Annotated in this window: 18 protein-coding genes and 1 riboswitch; of the genes, 6 read left to right on the forward strand and 12 right to left on the reverse strand. The window is 44.3% G+C overall.

Translation table 11 applies throughout. The features are described from left to right. Positions 1–149: 149 nt before the first annotated feature. Entirely contained in the window at positions 150–1292 is a 1143-nt protein-coding gene (msrB, locus tag ED652_RS08015; RefSeq protein ID WP_122054231.1) for a peptide-methionine (R)-S-oxide reductase MsrB, read from the forward strand. An 85-nt stretch (positions 1293–1377) separates the two neighbouring features. Here msrB and ED652_RS08020 read toward each other — a convergent pair whose 3' ends face one another. Further along, positions 1378–2745 carry a TrkH family potassium uptake protein gene (locus ED652_RS08020; protein ID WP_122054233.1) on the reverse strand — a complete coding sequence of 456 codons (1368 nt, stop codon included), beginning with the start codon at positions 2743–2745 and terminating at the stop codon, positions 1378–1380. A gap of 26 nt (positions 2746–2771) precedes the next feature. Next, positions 2772–3428 carry a TrkA family potassium uptake protein gene (locus ED652_RS08025; RefSeq protein WP_017106229.1) on the reverse strand — a complete coding sequence of 219 codons (657 nt, stop codon included), beginning with the start codon at positions 3426–3428 and terminating at the stop codon, positions 2772–2774. A 186-nt stretch (positions 3429–3614) separates the two neighbouring features. On the opposite strand from ED652_RS08025, the gene ED652_RS08030 reads away from it, so the two are divergent. The 3 genes from ED652_RS08030 to ED652_RS08040 are packed head-to-tail and all read left to right on the forward strand — an operon-like array spanning position 3615 to position 7760. Then, positions 3615–4730, forward strand: coding sequence for a mechanosensitive ion channel family protein (locus tag ED652_RS08030; protein ID WP_122054235.1), 1116 nt, complete (start codon positions 3615–3617; stop codon positions 4728–4730). 54 nt (positions 4731–4784) lie between these two features. Continuing rightward, entirely contained in the window at positions 4785–6320 is a 1536-nt protein-coding gene (locus ED652_RS08035; RefSeq protein ID WP_122054237.1) for a mannose-1-phosphate guanylyltransferase/mannose-6-phosphate isomerase, read from the forward strand. Between the two features lie 15 nt (positions 6321–6335). After that, the gene (locus ED652_RS08040; RefSeq protein WP_122054239.1) at positions 6336–7760 is read left to right on the forward strand and encodes a phosphomannomutase CpsG; all 1425 of its coding nucleotides are present in this window, start codon (positions 6336–6338) and stop codon (positions 7758–7760) included. 113 nt (positions 7761–7873) lie between these two features. On the opposite strand, the gene aroG is transcribed toward ED652_RS08040, so the two are convergent. The 4 genes from aroG to ED652_RS08060 form a co-directional block, all read right to left on the reverse strand. Continuing rightward, the gene (gene aroG, locus ED652_RS08045; RefSeq protein WP_004730106.1) at positions 7874–8926 is read right to left on the reverse strand and encodes a 3-deoxy-7-phosphoheptulonate synthase AroG; all 1053 of its coding nucleotides are present in this window, start codon (positions 8924–8926) and stop codon (positions 7874–7876) included. Between the two features lie 315 nt (positions 8927–9241). Continuing rightward, the gene (locus ED652_RS08050; RefSeq protein WP_004730103.1) at positions 9242–9457 is read right to left on the reverse strand and encodes a DUF3820 family protein; all 216 of its coding nucleotides are present in this window, start codon (positions 9455–9457) and stop codon (positions 9242–9244) included. 12 nt (positions 9458–9469) lie between these two features. Continuing rightward, a complete protein-coding gene (locus ED652_RS08055; RefSeq protein ID WP_102444986.1) occupies positions 9470–9805 on the reverse strand; it encodes a hypothetical protein in 336 nt (111 codons plus the stop codon). Between the two features lie 100 nt (positions 9806–9905). Continuing rightward, positions 9906–10259: a hypothetical protein gene (locus tag ED652_RS08060; RefSeq protein WP_017066796.1), complete on the reverse strand. Its 354-nt coding sequence runs from the start codon at positions 10257–10259 to the stop codon at positions 9906–9908. 323 nt (positions 10260–10582) lie between these two features. After that, a riboswitch (cyclic di-GMP riboswitch) is annotated at positions 10583–10672 on the forward strand. Positions 10673–10745: 73 nt separating this feature from the next. Here ED652_RS08060 and gbpA point away from each other — a divergent pair. Next, positions 10746–12212, forward strand: coding sequence for an N-acetylglucosamine-binding protein GbpA (gene gbpA / locus ED652_RS08065; protein WP_122054241.1), 1467 nt, complete (start codon positions 10746–10748; stop codon positions 12210–12212). Between the two features lie 112 nt (positions 12213–12324). Here the strand turns inward: gbpA and cyoE are convergent, their stop codons facing one another. The 4 genes from cyoE to ED652_RS08085 all read right to left on the reverse strand — a co-directional run bounded on the left by cyoE (position 12325) and on the right by ED652_RS08085 (position 15939). Beyond that, entirely contained in the window at positions 12325–13317 is a 993-nt protein-coding gene (cyoE, locus tag ED652_RS08070) for a heme o synthase (protein ID WP_122054243.1), read from the reverse strand. Further along, positions 13307–14362 (reverse strand): heme A synthase, encoded by a 1056-nt coding sequence (locus tag ED652_RS08075; RefSeq protein ID WP_122054246.1) that lies wholly within the window; start codon positions 14360–14362, stop codon positions 13307–13309. Before ED652_RS08075 ends, cyoE begins: the two co-directional genes overlap by 11 nt. Before the next feature lie 106 nt (positions 14363–14468). Further along, positions 14469–15068: a hypothetical protein gene (locus ED652_RS08080; protein WP_102541603.1), complete on the reverse strand. Its 600-nt coding sequence runs from the start codon at positions 15066–15068 to the stop codon at positions 14469–14471. 1 nt (position 15069) lies between these two features. Beyond that, positions 15070–15939 carry an SURF1 family protein gene (locus ED652_RS08085; RefSeq protein WP_254051686.1) on the reverse strand — a complete coding sequence of 290 codons (870 nt, stop codon included), beginning with the start codon at positions 15937–15939 and terminating at the stop codon, positions 15070–15072. Between ED652_RS08085 and ED652_RS08090 the strand changes: the two genes are divergently transcribed. After that, entirely contained in the window at positions 15878–16108 is a 231-nt protein-coding gene (locus ED652_RS08090; RefSeq protein WP_122054298.1) for a DUF2909 family protein, read from the forward strand. The two genes, ED652_RS08085 and ED652_RS08090, sit on opposite strands and share 62 nt — an antisense overlap. 39 nt (positions 16109–16147) lie before the next feature. Here ED652_RS08090 and ED652_RS08095 read toward each other — a convergent pair whose 3' ends face one another. Further along, positions 16148–17032 carry a cytochrome c oxidase subunit 3 gene (locus tag ED652_RS08095; RefSeq protein WP_102360957.1) on the reverse strand — a complete coding sequence of 295 codons (885 nt, stop codon included), beginning with the start codon at positions 17030–17032 and terminating at the stop codon, positions 16148–16150. A 38-nt stretch (positions 17033–17070) separates the two neighbouring features. Then, the gene (locus ED652_RS08100) at positions 17071–17691 is read right to left on the reverse strand and encodes a cytochrome c oxidase assembly protein (protein WP_122054250.1); all 621 of its coding nucleotides are present in this window, start codon (positions 17689–17691) and stop codon (positions 17071–17073) included. Positions 17692–17696: the final 5 nt, after the last annotated feature.

A 17696-nucleotide genomic window follows, 5' to 3' on the forward strand; every position in this document is an offset into this window, starting at 1 on the left:
AATGCCTACACCCTACTACTGGCGGCATTTATGAGCAAGATTTTCTCAATAACATATTTTTTCGTGAATGATGCAATTTTTTCCATCTAAAACCTGTCTCTATTCGTACATTCAAAATCGAATGAGAACAACGTCAAGATGAGGTATCTATGAATAAATTATCTAAAATATTGGTATCACTCGTGGTTGCGCTACCACTGATTTCGCTGTTTGTAAGCCAGACTGGCACTGCCAATACAATGGATAAAACAGCTAATTCAAGTAAAAGTGAAATCGCGACACTGGCTGGTGGTTGTTTTTGGTGTACAGAATCTGACCTAGAAAAGCTGACAGGCGTCACAGACGTTATCTCTGGCTATTCTGGTGGTGAACTAGAAAACCCAACCTACAAACAAGTATCCTCAGGCAAGTCTGGTCACATCGAAGTGATCAACGTGACTTACAACCCTGATGTTGTTAGCTATGAACAGGTTCTTGACCAATTCTTCAGACACATCGACCCTACCGATGACAAAGGCTCTTTTGTAGACCGAGGCCGTCATTATCGACCGGCTATTTTCTATCATAACCAAGCACAAAAAGATCTTGCTCAGAACTTCATGATGGAGATCGACAAAGCTAATATCTTTGGTGAACCACTAAAAACAGAACTGATTAAATTTGAAAAATTCTGGCCAGCGGAAGACTATCACCAAGACTATTACAAAAAGAGTAAAGTTCGTTATAACTACTACCGCTATGCTTCTGGCCGCGATCAGTACCTAGATAAGATCTTCGGTGACGATAGAAAAGAGAATCCACAAACACTCCGCCAGATCATCGACAGCAAAAATGCGACAGCTAATGCTAAGACCTACATTAAACCGTCTGATGCAGAGATCAAAGCGAAGCTAACCTCACTGCAGTACGATGTAACACAAGACGATGCAACAGAGCGCCCGTTTGACAACAAGTACTGGGATAACAAGCAAGAAGGTATTTACGTTGATATCGTAACTGGGGAACCACTGTTTTCTTCAAAAGACAAATACAAATCAGGCACAGGCTGGCCGAGCTTTACACAGCCAATCAGCGAGGCTTATGTCGTAACGACTACCGACTACAAACTGATTTACCCAAGAACAGAGGTTCGAAGTAAATTTGGTGACTCGCACCTAGGACATGTATTTAAAGATGGTCCTAAACCAACAGGCTTACGTTACTGCATGAACTCAGCGGCAATGCGCTTTATCCCAGCAGATAAACTGGTTGAAGAAGGGTATGAAGAATACGTTGAAATGTTTCAGGGCTAAGTACTAAACAATTGACGCTAGATCTACCGCAAAGCCAGCATATCGCTGGCTTTGCTTTTTCTAACTCGCAAAAAAAACGCTAATCCTAACCGGTTAGCACTGTATCTTCTGGATACTTGAGTAGTGAAGGTTCGGGACGCGCTAACATGTAAGCTAAGGTCAAGGGACCGATCCGTCCAATCACCATAACCACAATCATGATGTATTTTCCTGGCTCAGTCAGGTTCGCGGTTAAGCCTGCTGTTAAGCCTACCGTTGCAAATGCTGAAATCACCTCAAACATCACTCGATCAAACGCCGCCTTTTCAGTCAGCATTAACAAAAACATTGCGGTGGTTAATAGCGCTCCACTTACCACAATAATGGCCAGTGACTTTGTTACCGCTTGCCAAGTCACTGTACGCTTAAACATCACGACATGCTTTTTCTGACGTAGGAAAGTCCACGTTGCGACAAATGCAACTGCAAAGGTCGATACCTTAATACCGCCACCTGTAGACGTTGAGCCTGCACCAATCAGCATCAACACTATCATCACCAACAAGGCAGGTTGAGTATACTGAGTTAAATCCACACTGTTAAAACCAGCAGTACGAGCACTTGCTGATTGGAAAAACGCCGCAAGCCACTGACCTTGTGTAGACAACCCTTCCATCGTCGCGGAGTTGTTTCTTTCCAACAGCCAAAACATCACCGTGCCCACCAACAGCAGGGTTGGTGTTGCGGTCAGCATGATCTTAGTGTGCAGATGCAAGTGCTGGAAGCCTTTACGCCAGTTACTCGATAAGTCCCCCACTACCGTGAAGCCTAATCCGCCAAATATGAATAAACCCGCTAAAGTACAAATCACCAATGGATCATCAACAAAACTCATCATACTGTCTGAGAACAGCGCGAAGCCTGCGTTATTGAATGCAGATATAGCGTGAAAGAGTGCATAAAAGCTTCCCGTTGCCCATCCCATTTCTGGAACCCAACGGAAACAAAGCAATACAAAACCGACAAACTCCGCCACCAACGCAAATATGATGATCTTCTTAACTAATTTACGGAGATTAATCTTACGATCTTGACCAAGCGCTTCCTTCGCCAATGCTTGTTGCTTGAGACTTAATCTAACGCCAAACATATAGAGCAGCACCGCAGACAGGGTCATCTGCCCTAAACCGCCGACTTGCATCAAAAACATCAGCAGTATTTTGCCCGCCAGAGTGAAATGTTCACCCGTATCGACAACACCCAAGCCTGTCACACTGATTGCGGATGTGGCAGTAAACAGCGCATCTGTAAAACTAAGTCCGGTTACAGAAAAGACTGGCAGCGTCAACAAGATTGCAGAAGGGATAAGAACACCTAAGAAACTCGTAAGGATAATCTTTGGCTCTGAGCCTTTGCGCGGCTTTTTATCTGTGTTGAGCGTGTAGAAAGTACCTTTTCGTTTCAACGAATTCATACGGTTACCTTATTACCAATTACTTATTACCAGTTGCGTAGCTTTCTAGACAAGGTCTCTTTCGGCCCAGCGATGATCACCACATCACCGATTTCTAAACTGACATCCAGTTCAGGTGCTTTGGTTAGGTTCGGACCGCGCTTGAAGCCAAGTACTTCAACCCCTACCTCTTTGCACAGCTTTAGGTCGCGAAGTTGCTTGCCTAAAAACTTTGAGCCAATAACGATTTCTGTCATCGCTAAGCCACTGCCAAGGTCGATAAATTCGAGAACGCGTCTGTCCAGCATCTTACGAGCAACACGAATACCCATATCTCGCTCCGGCATGATGATATGATCAGCACCAATCTTAGAGAGGATCTTGCCGTGGAACTTATCATTCGCCTTAACCCAAACTGCTTTTGCTCCAGATTCTTTCACCACCAAAGTCGTTAGAATGCTTGAGTTAACGTCAGAGCCTATCGATACCATCACCATATCGTAATCATCGAGTCTTAACTCTTTCACCGTCTCTTCGCTCGTGCAGTTCGCAACAATCGCTTGTGAAACAAAAGCCGCTGCTTCTTTCACTCGCTCTTCATCAATATCGACGGCCAGTACCTGTGCCCCTGAACTTTGCAGCTCTTTGCAAACAGACAGACCAAATCGCCCTAAACCGATAACTGCATATTGTTTGTCGCTCATTTGAAATCCTGTTTAGAAATTTTAATTACGCGGGATAGCCAAACCTACATTAGTTTCTATCTCAAAAAAAGTTAGTTCTGCAAGAATAAGGTTATACTATTGTCATAATCGCTTGATTTATAAAGGTAGAGAACAACTCGAGTTTCTGCTAATTTCCAATTCATAATTTCTGCGGCAGCACACACAATGAATGAATTCATAACCCAAGTACAAACCTACATCAACCAGAGCCATAGTGATTGGGCAAACAGCGTCCTATTCATCACTATTGCGAGTTTTCTCGCTTGGGTAGCTTGGCGAATTATCCATAATCGCTTAGAAATTCTGGTTAAAAAAACTCCATTCCATTGGGACGACCTACTGCTAGAGGCTCTAAAAACGCCTGTCAGCACGTTACTTTGGTGTTGGCCTGCTACAGTGTCTATTGGCCTGATCCTTCAAGATCAATTTGGCAATGAAATCAACTGGTTAAAAACGCTTAAGCACATACTGATCATCTGTACTTTTGTTTGGTTCACGTTGCGAATGATCAGCAACTCTGAAGTATATGTCTTAGAACAGAAGACCAGGGACGAAACCACCGTTCAGGCTATCGCGAAAGTTGCTCGCTTGTTCTTTATGGTGATGGGCGGCCTGACCATCATGCAGGCGTTTGGGCTTAGCCTTTCCGGCTTACTCACCTTTGGTGGTGTGGGTGGCTTGATCGTCGGTTTAGCGGCTAAAGACTTACTGTCGAACTTCTTCGGTGGCATGATGATTTATTTCGACCGCCCGTTTAAAGTTGGAGATTGGATACGCTCACCAGACCGCCAAATCGAAGGCACAGTCGAACGCATTGGCTGGCGCATGACCATCATTAGAACCTTTGATAAGCGCCCTTTGTACGTACCGAATTCTGTGTTCAGTAACATTGTGGTGGAGAACCCATCAAGAATGTTGAACCGCAGAATCAATGAAACGTTTGGGCTCCGCTATCAAGACGCAAACAAGCTTGCTCTGATTGTGGATGACGTAAAAACTATGCTCGAAACGCACCCAGATATTGATGCCAAGCAGACCTTGATTGTTAACTTTGATAAATTCGGACCATCAACCCTGAACTTCTTTATCTACACCTTCACCAAGACGGTTAATTGGGTGAGATACCACGAAGTGAAACAAGATGTTTTATTGCAGGTGTTAGCGATTATTCATAAGCACAATGCTGATATCGCCTTCCCAACACAAACACTCAAGATTGAAGCGCAAGACATCAAGGATTCTCAAGGTGTAATGAATTCGAGCCCTGAAGCTCATCGATAAGCCATAAGCGTGGTAACATGGTGTTAGTAACCCTTTACGCCTAATTACCACTTTATGATTTTACCTGTCATTCTGGCTGGCGGCTCCGGAAGCCGCCTCTGGCCATTGTCTCGCGAGCTCTACCCTAAGCAATTCCTCAACATTGCTGGCGAACAATCAATGCTTCAGCAAACGCTTCAACGCCTGCAAGGTCTTGAGGACTATCTAACGGATAGCAAGTGCGCTGCTCCATTCATTATCTGTAATGAAGAACACCGCTTTATTGCCGCGGAACAAGCTCGATCGGCTAACATCCAACATAGTGGTATTCTGCTAGAGCCCGTCGGTCGAAACACGGCTCCAGCCATCGCATTAGCGGCATTACAAGCCTTAGGTAAATCAACCAATAATGAGCAGGATGCATCAGACCCGATCTTATTAGTACTGGCTGCTGATCATCACATCGCTAACACCTCTGAATTCCAACAAGTGATCAGTCGTGGTGTTGATTATGCGAAGCAAGGCAAACTGGTGACATTTGGAATAACCCCTAATGCGCCAGAAACAGGCTACGGTTATATCAAACAGGGGAAACCTCTTTCCCCTCTCGTTCAAACTGATACTAATGCTAAAGAGCAGCCAACCCATCACGCCTATGCCATTGATTGCTTCGTTGAAAAGCCTGATAAAGCAACTGCAGAAGAATACATAAGTTCAGAGCAATACTTGTGGAACAGCGGCATGTTCATGTTCAAGGCATCCCGCTACCTTGAAGAACTCTCTCAACACCACCCAGATATCTTGACGGCTTGCAAACTCGCTCTTTCAAAGCAAAATACCGACCTCGACTTTATCCGTATCGACGCAGAAGCATTCAAAAATAGCCCAAGTGACTCTATCGATTATGCCGTGATGGAAAAGACCTCATACGCCGCAGTGATCCCAATGGATGTTGGTTGGAATGATATTGGCTCGTGGTCTGCAATCTGGGATGTCAGTGATAAGGATGAGCACAACAACGTCATTGAAGGCGATGTGTTAACCGTCGACTCTCAACACAACTACATTCATGCGGAGAATAAACTGGTCGCGACGGTAGGTGTCGAAAACCTCATTATTGTCGAAACCAAAGATGCAATATTGGTTGCGAACAAAGACAAAGTTCAGAGTGTTAAGTCGATTGTTAGCCAACTGAATCAGGCTGGTCGAACGGAGCATATACATCATCGCGAGGTGTTTAGGCCTTGGGGTAAATACGATGTGATCGATCTAGGCAAGCGCGACAAAGTGAAACGTATCACCGTAAAAGCGGGTCATCAGCTTTCACTGCAGATGCATCACCATAGAGCGGAACATTGGGTAGTCGTGGCGGGTACTGCGAAAGTGACCAATAATGAGAAAACCTATCTGGTTGAAGAAGATCAATCCACTTACATTCCGCTAGGTCACATCCACAGCCTTGAGAACCCTGGAGACTCACCTCTTGAAATGATCGAAGTACAAACTGGTAGTCATTTAAGTGAAGACGATATCATTCGATATCAAGACAGCTATGGGCGAGATGTTCGAAATCAACAAGCTTCTTCGTCTCAGAACAACAAATCGAAATAAAGCGGCGACAATCAAGTGAAACCAACATTAGACCTGAGCTGCTTTAAGAACAACGACATTCGCGGCATCATTGGTGACCAAATCAATGGGCACTTTGCCTACCTGCTCGGCAAGGCATTTGGCGAATACGTCCTATCCACGACACCTGAAACTTCATTCGATGGCTTAGCTCAAGTGGTGATTGGTCGTGATAACCGAGAAACGTCCCTTTCATTGCAAGAAGCCATGACTAAAGGCTTAATCGAGTCTGGAATAACCGTCGTTGACCTTGGTATGACAGGGACTGAAGAAGTCTACTTTGCAACTCGCCACGTTGGCGCCATAGGCGGAATCCAAATTACGGCAAGCCATAACCCAATTAATTACAACGGAATGAAATTGGTCGGCTTGGACGCTAGCCCGATAAGTAAAAACAGTGGGTTAGATGAAATCAAACTACGCATTAAAGTACTGAATCAAGAGCTGAACAGTGATTTATCTGTCGGTCATGTACAACCAAATCACTCTAGTCGATCGACCAGCATTCTCGCCCCTTATGTAGACCACTTACTCTCGTACATAAACCCATCAAAGTTATCACCGATGAAGGTGGTGGTTAACGCAGGAAACGGTGTTGCAGGACATGTTATCGATGCTTTAGAGGAGCGTTTCAACAAACTCAATGTTCCTGTCACCTTCATCAAGGTACACCATGCCCCTGACGGAAAATTTCCTAATGGCATCCCAAACCCATTGATTAAAGAAAACCAAATAGCGACTCGAAATGCAGTCTTAGAGCACTCCGCCGATCTAGGCATTGCATGGGATGGCGATTTTGACCGCTGTTTTTTCTTTGACGAAAAAGGCAATTACATTGAGGGTTACTATATTGTCGGGTTGCTAGCTGAAGCTTTCTTGTTAAAAGAAACGGATGCAACCGTATTGCACGACATGCGTATGACATGGAATACGATTGAAGTAGTCAACAAGCTTGGTGGGAAGGCTATTGCGGTCAAAGCTGGGCATGCGCTCATCAAAGAGAAGATGCGAGAGTTAAACGCGGTGTACGGTGGTGAAATGAGTGCGCACCATTATTTCCGTGATTTTGGGTATTGCGATTCAGGAATGATTCCTTGGCTCTTGGTGATTGAACTGATCTGTGAGATTCAGCAATCTCTTCATCAATTGACCAGTTCGAGTATGGATAGATTCCCTTCTTCGGGAGAGATCAATCGTAAAGTTTCCGACCCAGAACAAGTTATGGCATATGTGTTGTCGCACTATCAAGATAACGCCGTTGAGATCGAACACACAGACGGGCTCAGCATGAATATGGGCGCATGGCGCTTCAACTTAAGAAAGTCCAATACAGAGCCGCTGATACGCCTCAACGTGGAAACCAAGCAAGATCGAGCTTTGCTGTCACAAAAAGTCGACGAGTTACTGTCTTTTCTCATTTAAGAGTACAAGGCACTTTCCGCTTACAACTAAGAACCACAAAAAAGCCCTTACTAGCGATTGCTAATAAGGGCTTTGAATTTTCAGTCGTTTAGTGACTGGCTATAATGATTAGATTACTTGTTGCGGCGAGCTTCAACAGCGTCTGCCAACTGGCGAAGTACTGTTTCAGTATCTGCCCAACCAATACATGCATCAGTAACAGATTGGCCGTAAGTTGCAGCTTTACCATCAACAAGATCTTGGCGACCTTCAACAAGGTGAGATTCAATCATCACACCAAAGATAGCTTTGTCACCGCCTGAGATTTGAGCACTAACGTCATCAGATACATTCATTTGACGCTTAAACTGCTTAGAGCTGTTTGCGTGGCTGAAATCAATCATTACCTTTTGTGGAAGGCCTGACGCTGCTAGTTCTTCTTTGATTTTACCTACATGCTCAGCGCTGTAGTTTGGCTCTTTACCGCCACGTAAAATGATATGACAGTCAGGGTTACCCACTGTTTCAATAATTGCTGAATGTCCGTACTTAGTTACAGATAAGAAGTGGTGCGAAGCGCTTGCAGAGCGAATTGCATCTGTTGCGATCTTGATGTTGCCATCCGTACCATTCTTAAAGCCAACTGGGCAAGATAAGCCAGAAGCCAATTCACGGTGAACTTGAGATTCCGTAGTACGTGCGCCGATTGCACCCCAGCTGATTAGATCTGCTACGTATTGAGGTGTGATCATATCTAGGAATTCACTTGCCGTTGGCATTCCCATATCAGTTAGGTCAAGCAGTAGCTTACGTCCAAGACGAAGACCATCATTTAGCTTGAACGTGTCGTTCATGTACGGGTCATTGATTAGACCTTTCCAACCAACGGTTGTACGTGGCTTTTCAAAGTAAACACGCATTACGATTTCAAGGTTATCGCCAAGTTCGTCGCGCAACACTTTCAAACGCTTGCCGTACTCAAGAGCAGCTTCTGTATCATGAATAGAACATGGGCCAACAATAACAAGTAAGCGGTCGTCGCTTTCTTCTAAAATATTGTGGATCGCTTTGCGGCTTTCAAAGGTCGTAGAAGAAGCAACTTCTGTCGCTGGAAACTTTTCTAAAACAGCAACAGGTGGTAATAACTCTTTTACTTTGTTAATTCTTACATCATCAGTCTGGAACATTGCTTACTTCTTCCTTTTTTCTATCCTTGAGCTGAATGTACGTTGTCTCACGTAACTTTCTTTCAGCACTAATCTTCTTGTTCCTTGTAACTTAACTAGTAAAAACTCTAGTTTCAATCACTAATTGAAAATAAACGCAATTTTTTTTGTGTTTTATATTAGAAACACCCTGTATAGCATTATTTACACGCTATCGATTGCGTAATTTCAAGGAAGACAAGAGCATCTATTCTTCGAGCTTCGGCATACATGTAGCATTGTGTAGCACTTGAAAACAAAAAAAGCTCACGTGATTAACGCAAGCTCTTTATTTAATTACATTCTTTTCAATGGTTTGACAACGCTATCAAGCCCTTCAATTTTCAGAGCAAGGCACAATTTTAATAAGTCACCTAGCTCACCAGAGGGGAACCCTTTTTTATCGAACCACAGCAAATATTCTTCAGGCAAATCAATCAACGTACGACCAGCGTATTTACCAAATGGCATTTGCATTCTAGCAAGTTTAATCAGGTTCTCTTTCTCTAGCATTACAGGCTCTTTCTAAGCATCATCAATATTCTGTAGAGTATCACCTAAACGTTCAACCCAATAGTTGATCGCATCTTTGGCATCATCAAGCGAGTCAATCATGGTTGAAAAGTCTTTATTACCCGCTTCACGGTCGATCACCACAGAATCATAGTCGTCTAACTTGGAGCTCAGTCGCTGCGCATCACGTAACCCAATCCTTGCCCAAACTAGGTCAACGCCACCATCAGGGACTGGCTGAAAATCTTTATAACTGGTGAATTTAGTTGCGGTTTTAATTGGGCCGCCTGCACAACCAAACAAGAAGATGCTGGTTGCAACAAGCAAAAAGACTTTTAGAGGTTTCATGACGCACTTAGTTAAAATTAAGGAATTTAATTGAGTAAGTCATACCTTATATGAAAAGTTTGTAGAAAAGGGGAGTTAAAACTCAGAGCTAGCTTTAAAATTAATCATGCTGAACGGTGTGTGCATACTCTACGATTACCTGATTTCCTTCGATATAAGCATTTTGGATCTCACCATCAACGCTCATTCTACTTTTCAGGTAGACCACTTTTGGCCCTGACTCATTACCTTCTTTAAGTGAAGGAAACACATTCCTAGGCTCTAAATGAAGTAAACGACAAAAGTGACTAACGAAAGACATCGTTAATGGCGTCTCGCCTCTTAGCACTCTAGAGAAATCAAGCTGGTTCATTCCAAGCTTTTTTGAAAACTCCATCTGCGTAATACGCATTCTCGATTTTTGTGACATCCACGTTTGATATAACGCGTCTCTATCTAGTTCTGTGAATTCCATACCGACTCCTTTATATAATTCATACCAATCAATTGTCCGGCTTTTCATACATAGCATGTCAGGGTTTGGTTAGTGGAAACCAAAGGTTTGGTTTTGATATGCGCGCAATTGTCTTGCAGAACAAAACATCACAATCGAAAAGCATTCACAAGAGCGATTAGAGCAAATACTTTCTTCATTTATATCAATAATTTATACGTTAACGAACTAAACATATAGCAAGTTAATTTGTATTAAGAATTAAAAGTTCGAGATTAGCATTCCACATTTCAATCGATTGATTCGTATTTATAAAACGGGTTGGCTACATTCCGCTTGCTTAAACGCACTTCTGGCAAACTATTTGAAAGAATAGGACGCAAAGCCACCGGTCTGTCGACAAATATTCTGTCTATGATAGCGGGGCCGCCACTTAATAGGATTTAAGTGTCAATGCATGCCCGAGTGTTCTCTTTTTTTGTCGGCCAAATACAGTAAGGACAAATAATGAAACAACTCCCAAAAAAATCACTCATCGCGCTATCGCTACTTAGCGTAAGCGGTGCAAGCTTCGGTCACGGTTATGTTTCGGCATACGATAATGGCGTAGCAGAAAGCCGTGTCGCGCTATGTAAATTCCCAGCGAGTGATACACAAGAGAAAAATACGAACTGTGGTGGTATCCAATACGAGCCACAAAGTGTAGAAGGCCCTGAAGGCTTCCCTGAAGTCGGCCCTGCCGATGGCAAAATCGCCAGTGCGCAATCGTCTTTAGCGGCAGCGCTAGACGAGCAGACTGCAGATCGCTGGGTTAAACGTCCTATCAAGTCGGGATCTCAACATTTTGAGTGGACGTTCACTGCGAACCACGTGACGAACGACTGGAAATACTACATTACTCAACCAGACTGGAACCCAAACCAGCCTTTGGCGCGCAGCTCTTTTGACTTAACACCATTCTGTGTTGTTGAAGGCAATGGGCAACAACCGCCTATGCAAGTAAGCCACTTATGTAATGTTCCAGAGCGCGAAGGTTATCAAGTGATCCTTGCGGTATGGGACGTGGGTGATACTGCTATGGCTTTCTACAACGTTATCGATGTGAAATTTGATGGCGACGGCCCTATCATTCCTGATTGGGATCAAGGCGGTCAAATCAACCCAACTCAAGATCTAAACATTGGTGATGCTGTTTACACTCGTGTCTTCGATCAATCGGGTGAGAACGCTTCATACAGCACTGAGCTCGTCATTGAGAACAACGAACAAGGCAAAGCAAATAACTGGTCTTACGCACTTGCCTCTAAGATCAACAAAGAACAAACGCAAATCAAAGCAGGTCAGCTGAACGACCAAGGCGATTTTGCACCCGTGTACGGCACAAACCCAGTTTACCTAAAAGCCGGTTCAGGCTTTAAGAGCGTAGAGATCGGTTACAAGATTGATACTCCAGAACCGGAGCATGAGCTAGCAGTGACAGGTCTAGAGTCTGAGTACATTATTGATGAAAACCAGCCAACACAGCTTGATCTAACTTTAGAAGCAACTGGCGATATTCAAGCAGAACTGACGGTGTACAACCATCACCGCGAAGCGCTTGCTTCTCAAAAATCAGAACTGGCAGACGGACAAGTTGAAGATGTTCAACTCACTCTGTCTAAATCGGAGGCTGGCCACCACATGCTTGTGGTTGTGACTAAAGATGACCAAGGTAACTTAGTGGATCAGAACACGCTTGATTTCCACCTAATGGACGAGCAAACACCGCCACCCGCTGGCGATTACGACTTCGTATTTCCTAAGAGCATTAAGTCTTACACAGCAGGTACTAAGGTACTGAGCAGCGATGGTGGCGTTTATCAGTGTAAAGAGTTCCCATACTCTGGTTACTGTGTTCAATGGACTCCAACAGCAACTCAATACGAACCAGGTGTTGGTTCACACTGGCAAGATGCTTGGAACAAAGTGGACTAATTACCAGCCAGTCACTTACTTTCTAGTCGGTACGTGCTAGTAATCAGCAAAACAAAAAACGGATGCCTAGAGCATCCGTTTTCTTATTCAGTAAAAGTAGAAACATCAGTTATCAAAGTAGATAGTGGTCCGCCAGCAAAGCGACAAACAAGATCATGAGATGATAAATGGAGAATTTAAAAGTCTTCATCGCCATATTAGGCTCATCACGATATTTAAGCACCCAAGCGTGATAAACAAACCCGCCATTTAGAACCAAAGAAGCGCTCAAATATATCCAGCTACTCATACCAACCAACACCGGCAATATACATACGATGCTTAGCAGCAAGGTATAGAGAAGAATCGATGTTTTGGTGTAGGCGATCCCATGCGTCACAGGCAACATCGGGATGTTCACCTTGGCATATTCGTCACGACGATGAATCGCCAACGCCCAAAAGTGCGGAGGCGTCCAGATAAAGATGATCATCACTAACAACCAAGCGTTTGAATGCAGTTCATTGGTGACCGCCGTCCAGCCCAATAACGGAGGCATTGCACCTGCAATCCCTGCAATCACGATGTTTTGCGGTGTAGCCCGCTTCAAGTACATGGTATAAATCACCGCATACCCTAATAAGCTCGCAAAGGTTAACCAAGCAGTGAGTTGATTAACCCACACCACTAACGTGACAAAGCCAAGTAAACCAATGCCAGCAGCAAAGCTGAACACACGCACACTGCCAAGTTCTCCTGACGGCAAAGGGCGTCGATTTGTGCGAGTCATCTGCCCATCGATCTTTTTGTCGATCAAATGGTTAAATGCCGCTGCCGAGCCCGCCATCAACCCTATTCCGATCATTCCAAACATAGTTTGTTGTAAAGGTAATCCGTTAGGCACCGCTAAACACATACCCACTAAGGCCGTTAGTAACATCAAAGCCACTACCTTGGGTTTAGTCAGCGTTAAATAGACCTTCCAAGTAGCTTTGTTTTTCGAGGCCAGCTCATTTTTTAGAGCACTTTCTCCGTTGGTTGCTATCTCTTGACTGGCAGCGAGATCTTGACTTAAAGCTGCGCCTTGAACCACCACTCCATGTTGTGTTGATGTTCTAGTGACCATGATTACCTCCTTGTAATACATCGTTCTTTATCAAGTACTCACTCGGTTGACGTTGCCAAACCACAAAGTTTGTAACAACCATGGTGACAAGTAACAGAGCGGCCACCAAATTATGCAAAACGGCTACCGAGATCGGTAGGTGAAACCATACATTGCTGATCCCTAAACTGACCTGTGCAAACAACACTATCGCCAAAGTGACAGCCAGCTTTCTTTGCGGTCCTTTTTCAAGCTTCCAAAGCTGATAAACAATCATCAACACCGTTAGTGTTGCGACGATCGCCCCGAACCGGTGCATAACATGTATAGTTAATCGCGCAGGATATTCCAACACACCAAACTCATAGTTATCATGGCCATGTTGAGCAAAATCGAAAGCATTCTTGAAATCTAAATAGCTCATCCAGTTACCTTCACAAATAGGTAATTGGGTACACACCAGAGCGGCATAATTAGATGATGTCCATCCACCTAGTAATATCTGACCAACCACAACGATTAACCCAAACAATGCCCACGCTTTAAGAGGAGAATGGGAAACAGACTCACCAAAGTGATGTTGGACATTAGACAGACGACAATAGAGTAAACAGAGCAGTGACAGTAGCGTGAACCCACCCATAAGGTGTGCCATCACCACAACAGGCATCAGCTTTAGAGTAACCGTCCACATACCTAACAGGGCCTGGAAAATCACAGTGGCGGAGATAAGCAAAGGAAGTCCAACAGAGGTGATGTTCTTTTTGATGCACCAAGCGACAACAACAAAGATAAGTAATCCAAGCGAGCCAGCAAAGTAGCGATGTATCATCTCTATCCATGCTTTATCTGCTTCAAGAGATCGTTCTGGAAATTGTAGATTGGCTTCACTGATGGCCGCAGTATTCGATGGTACGGACAAATTACCGTAACACCCTGGCCAATCAGGGCAGCCAAGACCAGCATCCGACAAACGAGTATAAGCACCGAGTACAATAACGGTGAGTGTCAGTAAAATAGTCAGCCTCATGATTACCATGAGTAATTTGGGCGCTCCATTCTGCATCGCTTATCTCCCTATATCGAATCGCTGACAACGCATCATCACTTCTTCACTAATCCCAACATTTGTCTATTTGTCTATTTGTCTATTTACTTGGTATTACCAATGCTTAACCCACACGTGATAATTTGAGTAACTTCCTTAGGTCGTGGATCATCCCTTTGGATTGGCTAACTAATTGAGACGGTTCAGAAACGCTCTTATACTCCATAACAAGCTGGCCCAGTGGGTCAATAATCACAATCGATGCAGGAGCAAATTCAGCTCTCAGTTGGTCTCCACCAGCAAGAAACTCTAAATCAGGCTTGTTAATGGTTCCCTTCAAAGAAACGCCCTCAGCCACAAACACCACCGCAGTGACTCGCTCTTTGTTCTTACCTAAAGCCAAGTAACTCTGATTGAGATAATGTAATTGTTGCTCACACAAGCTTTCGCACTCTGTCGGAGCGATATATCCGACCAACCAACCTTCTTCAGCCACAGGCAACGTTATACCAACATCTTCCAAGGTTACCCTTGGCTCAACAAGTTCTCCGGAATTGGTGACGCCTGCGGTGTACCAATGCTGCTCCAGCACGGTTTTAGCAATAATTGCAGGCAAAGCAAAAATCAGAATCAGTCCTATCAACATCAAACGACCTTTCGAGCGACGCTTCTGCAATAACCGCGTCTCTTCTTCTGTTTTGCTTAAAGCTTGAGGTTTATCCATGTTAGTCCCCTACCTTGGGTGTCCCTTTCATATACCGATAACCAATTAAGACCATCAAAAACAGCAATACCCCGGCCATTACAAACCATTGAACTGAGTAACCAAAATGCTTTTCAGATTTCATTGCCGTTGGCCGCCATAGAAACTCATAAGGCCATGACTCTAAGCTCTGCGGTTGAAAAAAAAAGGGCATCACCTCTTTCTTTGTGTATTGAGATAGCTCTTCGATATTAAGATTCTGAATGCGTTTCGGTGTCGTTTCTTCTAGACCCAATGTTTGACTCAGAGGGTTAATCGACCGTGTGTACAAACGCCCAGACATTGTGGTTGGTAATACAATGTCGCCTAACTTCGGTAGCTCTCTTCTGTCATTACTCGCTGCAACAAACCCAAGATCGATCAAAATCCGTTTCTCTACGCCTTGCGACTGAATATTGCCCAGCATGTAAATCACATAACCAACGACACCTTGATTGATCTGATTATCTAACAAGAAGACCAAACCGCTTTGTGTTGTCAGAGTGATGTTGACCTTTTGCCCGTTCCAAATCTGTCGGGTTAAATCGACTTGAGTTTGAGTATTGCCCCATTGCCAATCGCTGATCACTAGCTCTAAATCCTTGGGCGATTGCAGAGCTCTTTCTAACAATTGCTGTTCATAGCTTAGTTTCTCGTTACCTCGGTCTAACTGCCACAAACCTAACTTGATTAAAATGCCGACTGAAACCACAGTTAAAACAACCGCTACCCAAAAACCTTTACTGCGGAACTTGTGTTCATCATCAATCAATCGGTTTGGAGTTATCACTATGGCGTCATCTACCTTTGTGTTGTTATTTAAAGTTATATTGGTCGCTTTGCTGTTTTTCATCGCTTTCAACTTGATGAAAGGTCTAATCCAAATCGCATCAGGCAAACACAACGGCAAAAAGCTGAGTCACTTCTTAGGTCGTCGGGTAATGCTGTCTGCCATAGTGGTGCTGTTACTTCTGCTTGCTTTGGCTTCTGGGGTCATCACTCCTAACCCTCGTCCTTATTAATTCGGCTTACGCTCAGTGATCATCAGATTCGTGTTGTCACTAAAGCACGTACACAAACACGAACAGACCTAACCAAACCACATCAACAAAGTGCCAATACCAACTGCCCGCTTGGAACGCAAAATGGTCTTTCGGAGTGAAATGGTCTTTCGCAACCCTAGCCAGAAGCACAATCAAAAAGATCGTCCCTAAACAAACATGCAAGCCATGGAATCCAGTCAATAAGAAGAATGTGTTGCCATAGATACCGGATTGAAGTGTTAGCCCCATCTCTTGATAAGCATGAACATACTCTTCCACTTGGAAAAACAGGAAGAACCCAGCCAGCACAATCGTGATTTCTAGCCATACGATCAATGCCATGCGTTTGTTTTGTTCAAGACTGATATGTGCCATGTGCAGCGTCACAGAGGAAAGCAACAGAATAATGGTGTTCTTGAGAGGGATACCTTGCCAAGGCATGGCTTGGGTCGTCACGCCATCGGGGGTGGTTGTTAGCGGCCAAATAGATTGGAACATCGGCCACAATACTTCATGGGTCATCTCGTTGTTTCCTGCTCCTCCAATCCATGGCACAGAAATCATCCGAGCGTAGAAAAGCGCACCAAAGAAAGCTCCGAAGAACATGATTTCAGAGAAAATAAACCAACTCATGCCCTGTCTAAAGGAGCGGGATATCTGTTCAGAATAGAGCCCACTCAACGATTCCGTGATGACGTTACTAAACCAACCGGCAAGCATATACAGCAGCACACCAAAGCCAACGAACAGCACCGCTTTCCCAAACACACCACCAGCAGAGTCGGTCTCCATGTGTTGCACCGTTAAGCCCGCGCCAACCGCGACAAGAAACAGAGCAATAGCCCCGACCAGAGGCCAGTGGCTTTGATGTGGAACGAAATAAACTTCCTTTTTAGAACTCATCGCTCAACTCCTTATGTTGATACTGGTTCTGTAAATCCCTAATTACTTGCGAGTGTCTCAGCTTGAGGCTGACTCTTGTTCAAGCCAACATCACTCGTGATATTAAACAAGGTGTAAGAGAGAGTGAGCGTATGAATCGATTCAGGGATCTCAGGTTCGATGTAGAAGATCAGCCCCATCTCTACGCTCTTGTGTCCGTCTAGCGGCTGCTGGTTAAAGCAGAAGCACTCCATTTTATTAAAATATGTCGCCCCATTTCCGGGAGACACCGATGGCACCGCTTGCCCAACTAACGAAAGACCCGATAAGTTTTTCGCAATGTAATTCGTTTGAACCACTTCCCCAGGGTGAACCTCTAACACTCGAGTTTCAGGCACAAACTGCCAAGGCATATCTGGCTTGATGTGGGACATGAACTCTACTCGAACCGTGCGAGAATAATCAGGTTGCATTCCTTGAGGCTGAACCGCTGAAACCGTGTTGGTTTTCCCGTTGATCCCCAAGGCTTCACACATCACGTCATACAGAGGAACCAGAGCGAAACCAAAGCCAAACATGCCAATCACACTCAGCACCAAGTAGCCCGTCAATTTCTTTATCGAGCGTTTAGGTAATGGCTGGTTATTGCTGTCTTGTTGGTGGTTTTTGTTATCGCTCATACTCC

It is taken from the genome of Vibrio sp. Evd11, assembly GCF_900382755.1.
GTDB classification, from domain to species: Bacteria; Pseudomonadota; Gammaproteobacteria; order Enterobacterales; family Vibrionaceae; genus Vibrio; species Vibrio lentus.

What these genes read in the sequence shown, in the direction of transcription:
- ED652_RS08090 (WP_122054298.1), top strand. Translation starts at nt 15,878, where the DNA reads ATGGCGTCATCTACCTTTGTGTTGTTATTTAAAGTTATATTGGTCGCT.
- ED652_RS08025 (WP_017106229.1), bottom strand. Translation starts at nt 3,428, where the DNA reads ATGAGCGACAAACAATATGCAGTTATCGGTTTAGGGCGATTTGGTCTG.
- ED652_RS08050 (WP_004730103.1), bottom strand. Translation starts at nt 9,457, where the DNA reads ATGCTAGAGAAAGAGAACCTGATTAAACTTGCTAGAATGCAAATGCCA.
- aroG (WP_004730106.1), bottom strand. Translation starts at nt 8,926, where the DNA reads ATGTTCCAGACTGATGATGTAAGAATTAACAAAGTAAAAGAGTTATTA.
- ED652_RS08030 (WP_122054235.1), top strand. Translation starts at nt 3,615, where the DNA reads ATGAATGAATTCATAACCCAAGTACAAACCTACATCAACCAGAGCCAT.
- ED652_RS08035 (WP_122054237.1), top strand. Translation starts at nt 4,785, where the DNA reads ATGATTTTACCTGTCATTCTGGCTGGCGGCTCCGGAAGCCGCCTCTGG.
- ED652_RS08095 (WP_102360957.1), bottom strand. Translation starts at nt 17,032, where the DNA reads ATGAGTTCTAAAAAGGAAGTTTATTTCGTTCCACATCAAAGCCACTGG.
- ED652_RS08085 (WP_254051686.1), bottom strand. Translation starts at nt 15,939, where the DNA reads ATGAAAAACAGCAAAGCGACCAATATAACTTTAAATAACAACACAAAG.
- gbpA (WP_122054241.1), top strand. Translation starts at nt 10,746, where the DNA reads ATGAAACAACTCCCAAAAAAATCACTCATCGCGCTATCGCTACTTAGC.
- msrB (WP_122054231.1), top strand. Translation starts at nt 150, where the DNA reads ATGAATAAATTATCTAAAATATTGGTATCACTCGTGGTTGCGCTACCA.
- ED652_RS08075 (WP_122054246.1), bottom strand. Translation starts at nt 14,362, where the DNA reads ATGCAGAATGGAGCGCCCAAATTACTCATGGTAATCATGAGGCTGACT.
- ED652_RS08060 (WP_017066796.1), bottom strand. Translation starts at nt 10,259, where the DNA reads ATGGAATTCACAGAACTAGATAGAGACGCGTTATATCAAACGTGGATG.
- cyoE (WP_122054243.1), bottom strand. Translation starts at nt 13,317, where the DNA reads ATGGTCACTAGAACATCAACACAACATGGAGTGGTGGTTCAAGGCGCA.
- ED652_RS08055 (WP_102444986.1), bottom strand. Translation starts at nt 9,805, where the DNA reads ATGAAACCTCTAAAAGTCTTTTTGCTTGTTGCAACCAGCATCTTCTTG.
- ED652_RS08020 (WP_122054233.1), bottom strand. Translation starts at nt 2,745, where the DNA reads ATGAATTCGTTGAAACGAAAAGGTACTTTCTACACGCTCAACACAGAT.
- ED652_RS08080 (WP_102541603.1), bottom strand. Translation starts at nt 15,068, where the DNA reads ATGGATAAACCTCAAGCTTTAAGCAAAACAGAAGAAGAGACGCGGTTA.
- ED652_RS08100 (WP_122054250.1), bottom strand. Translation starts at nt 17,691, where the DNA reads ATGAGCGATAACAAAAACCACCAACAAGACAGCAATAACCAGCCATTA.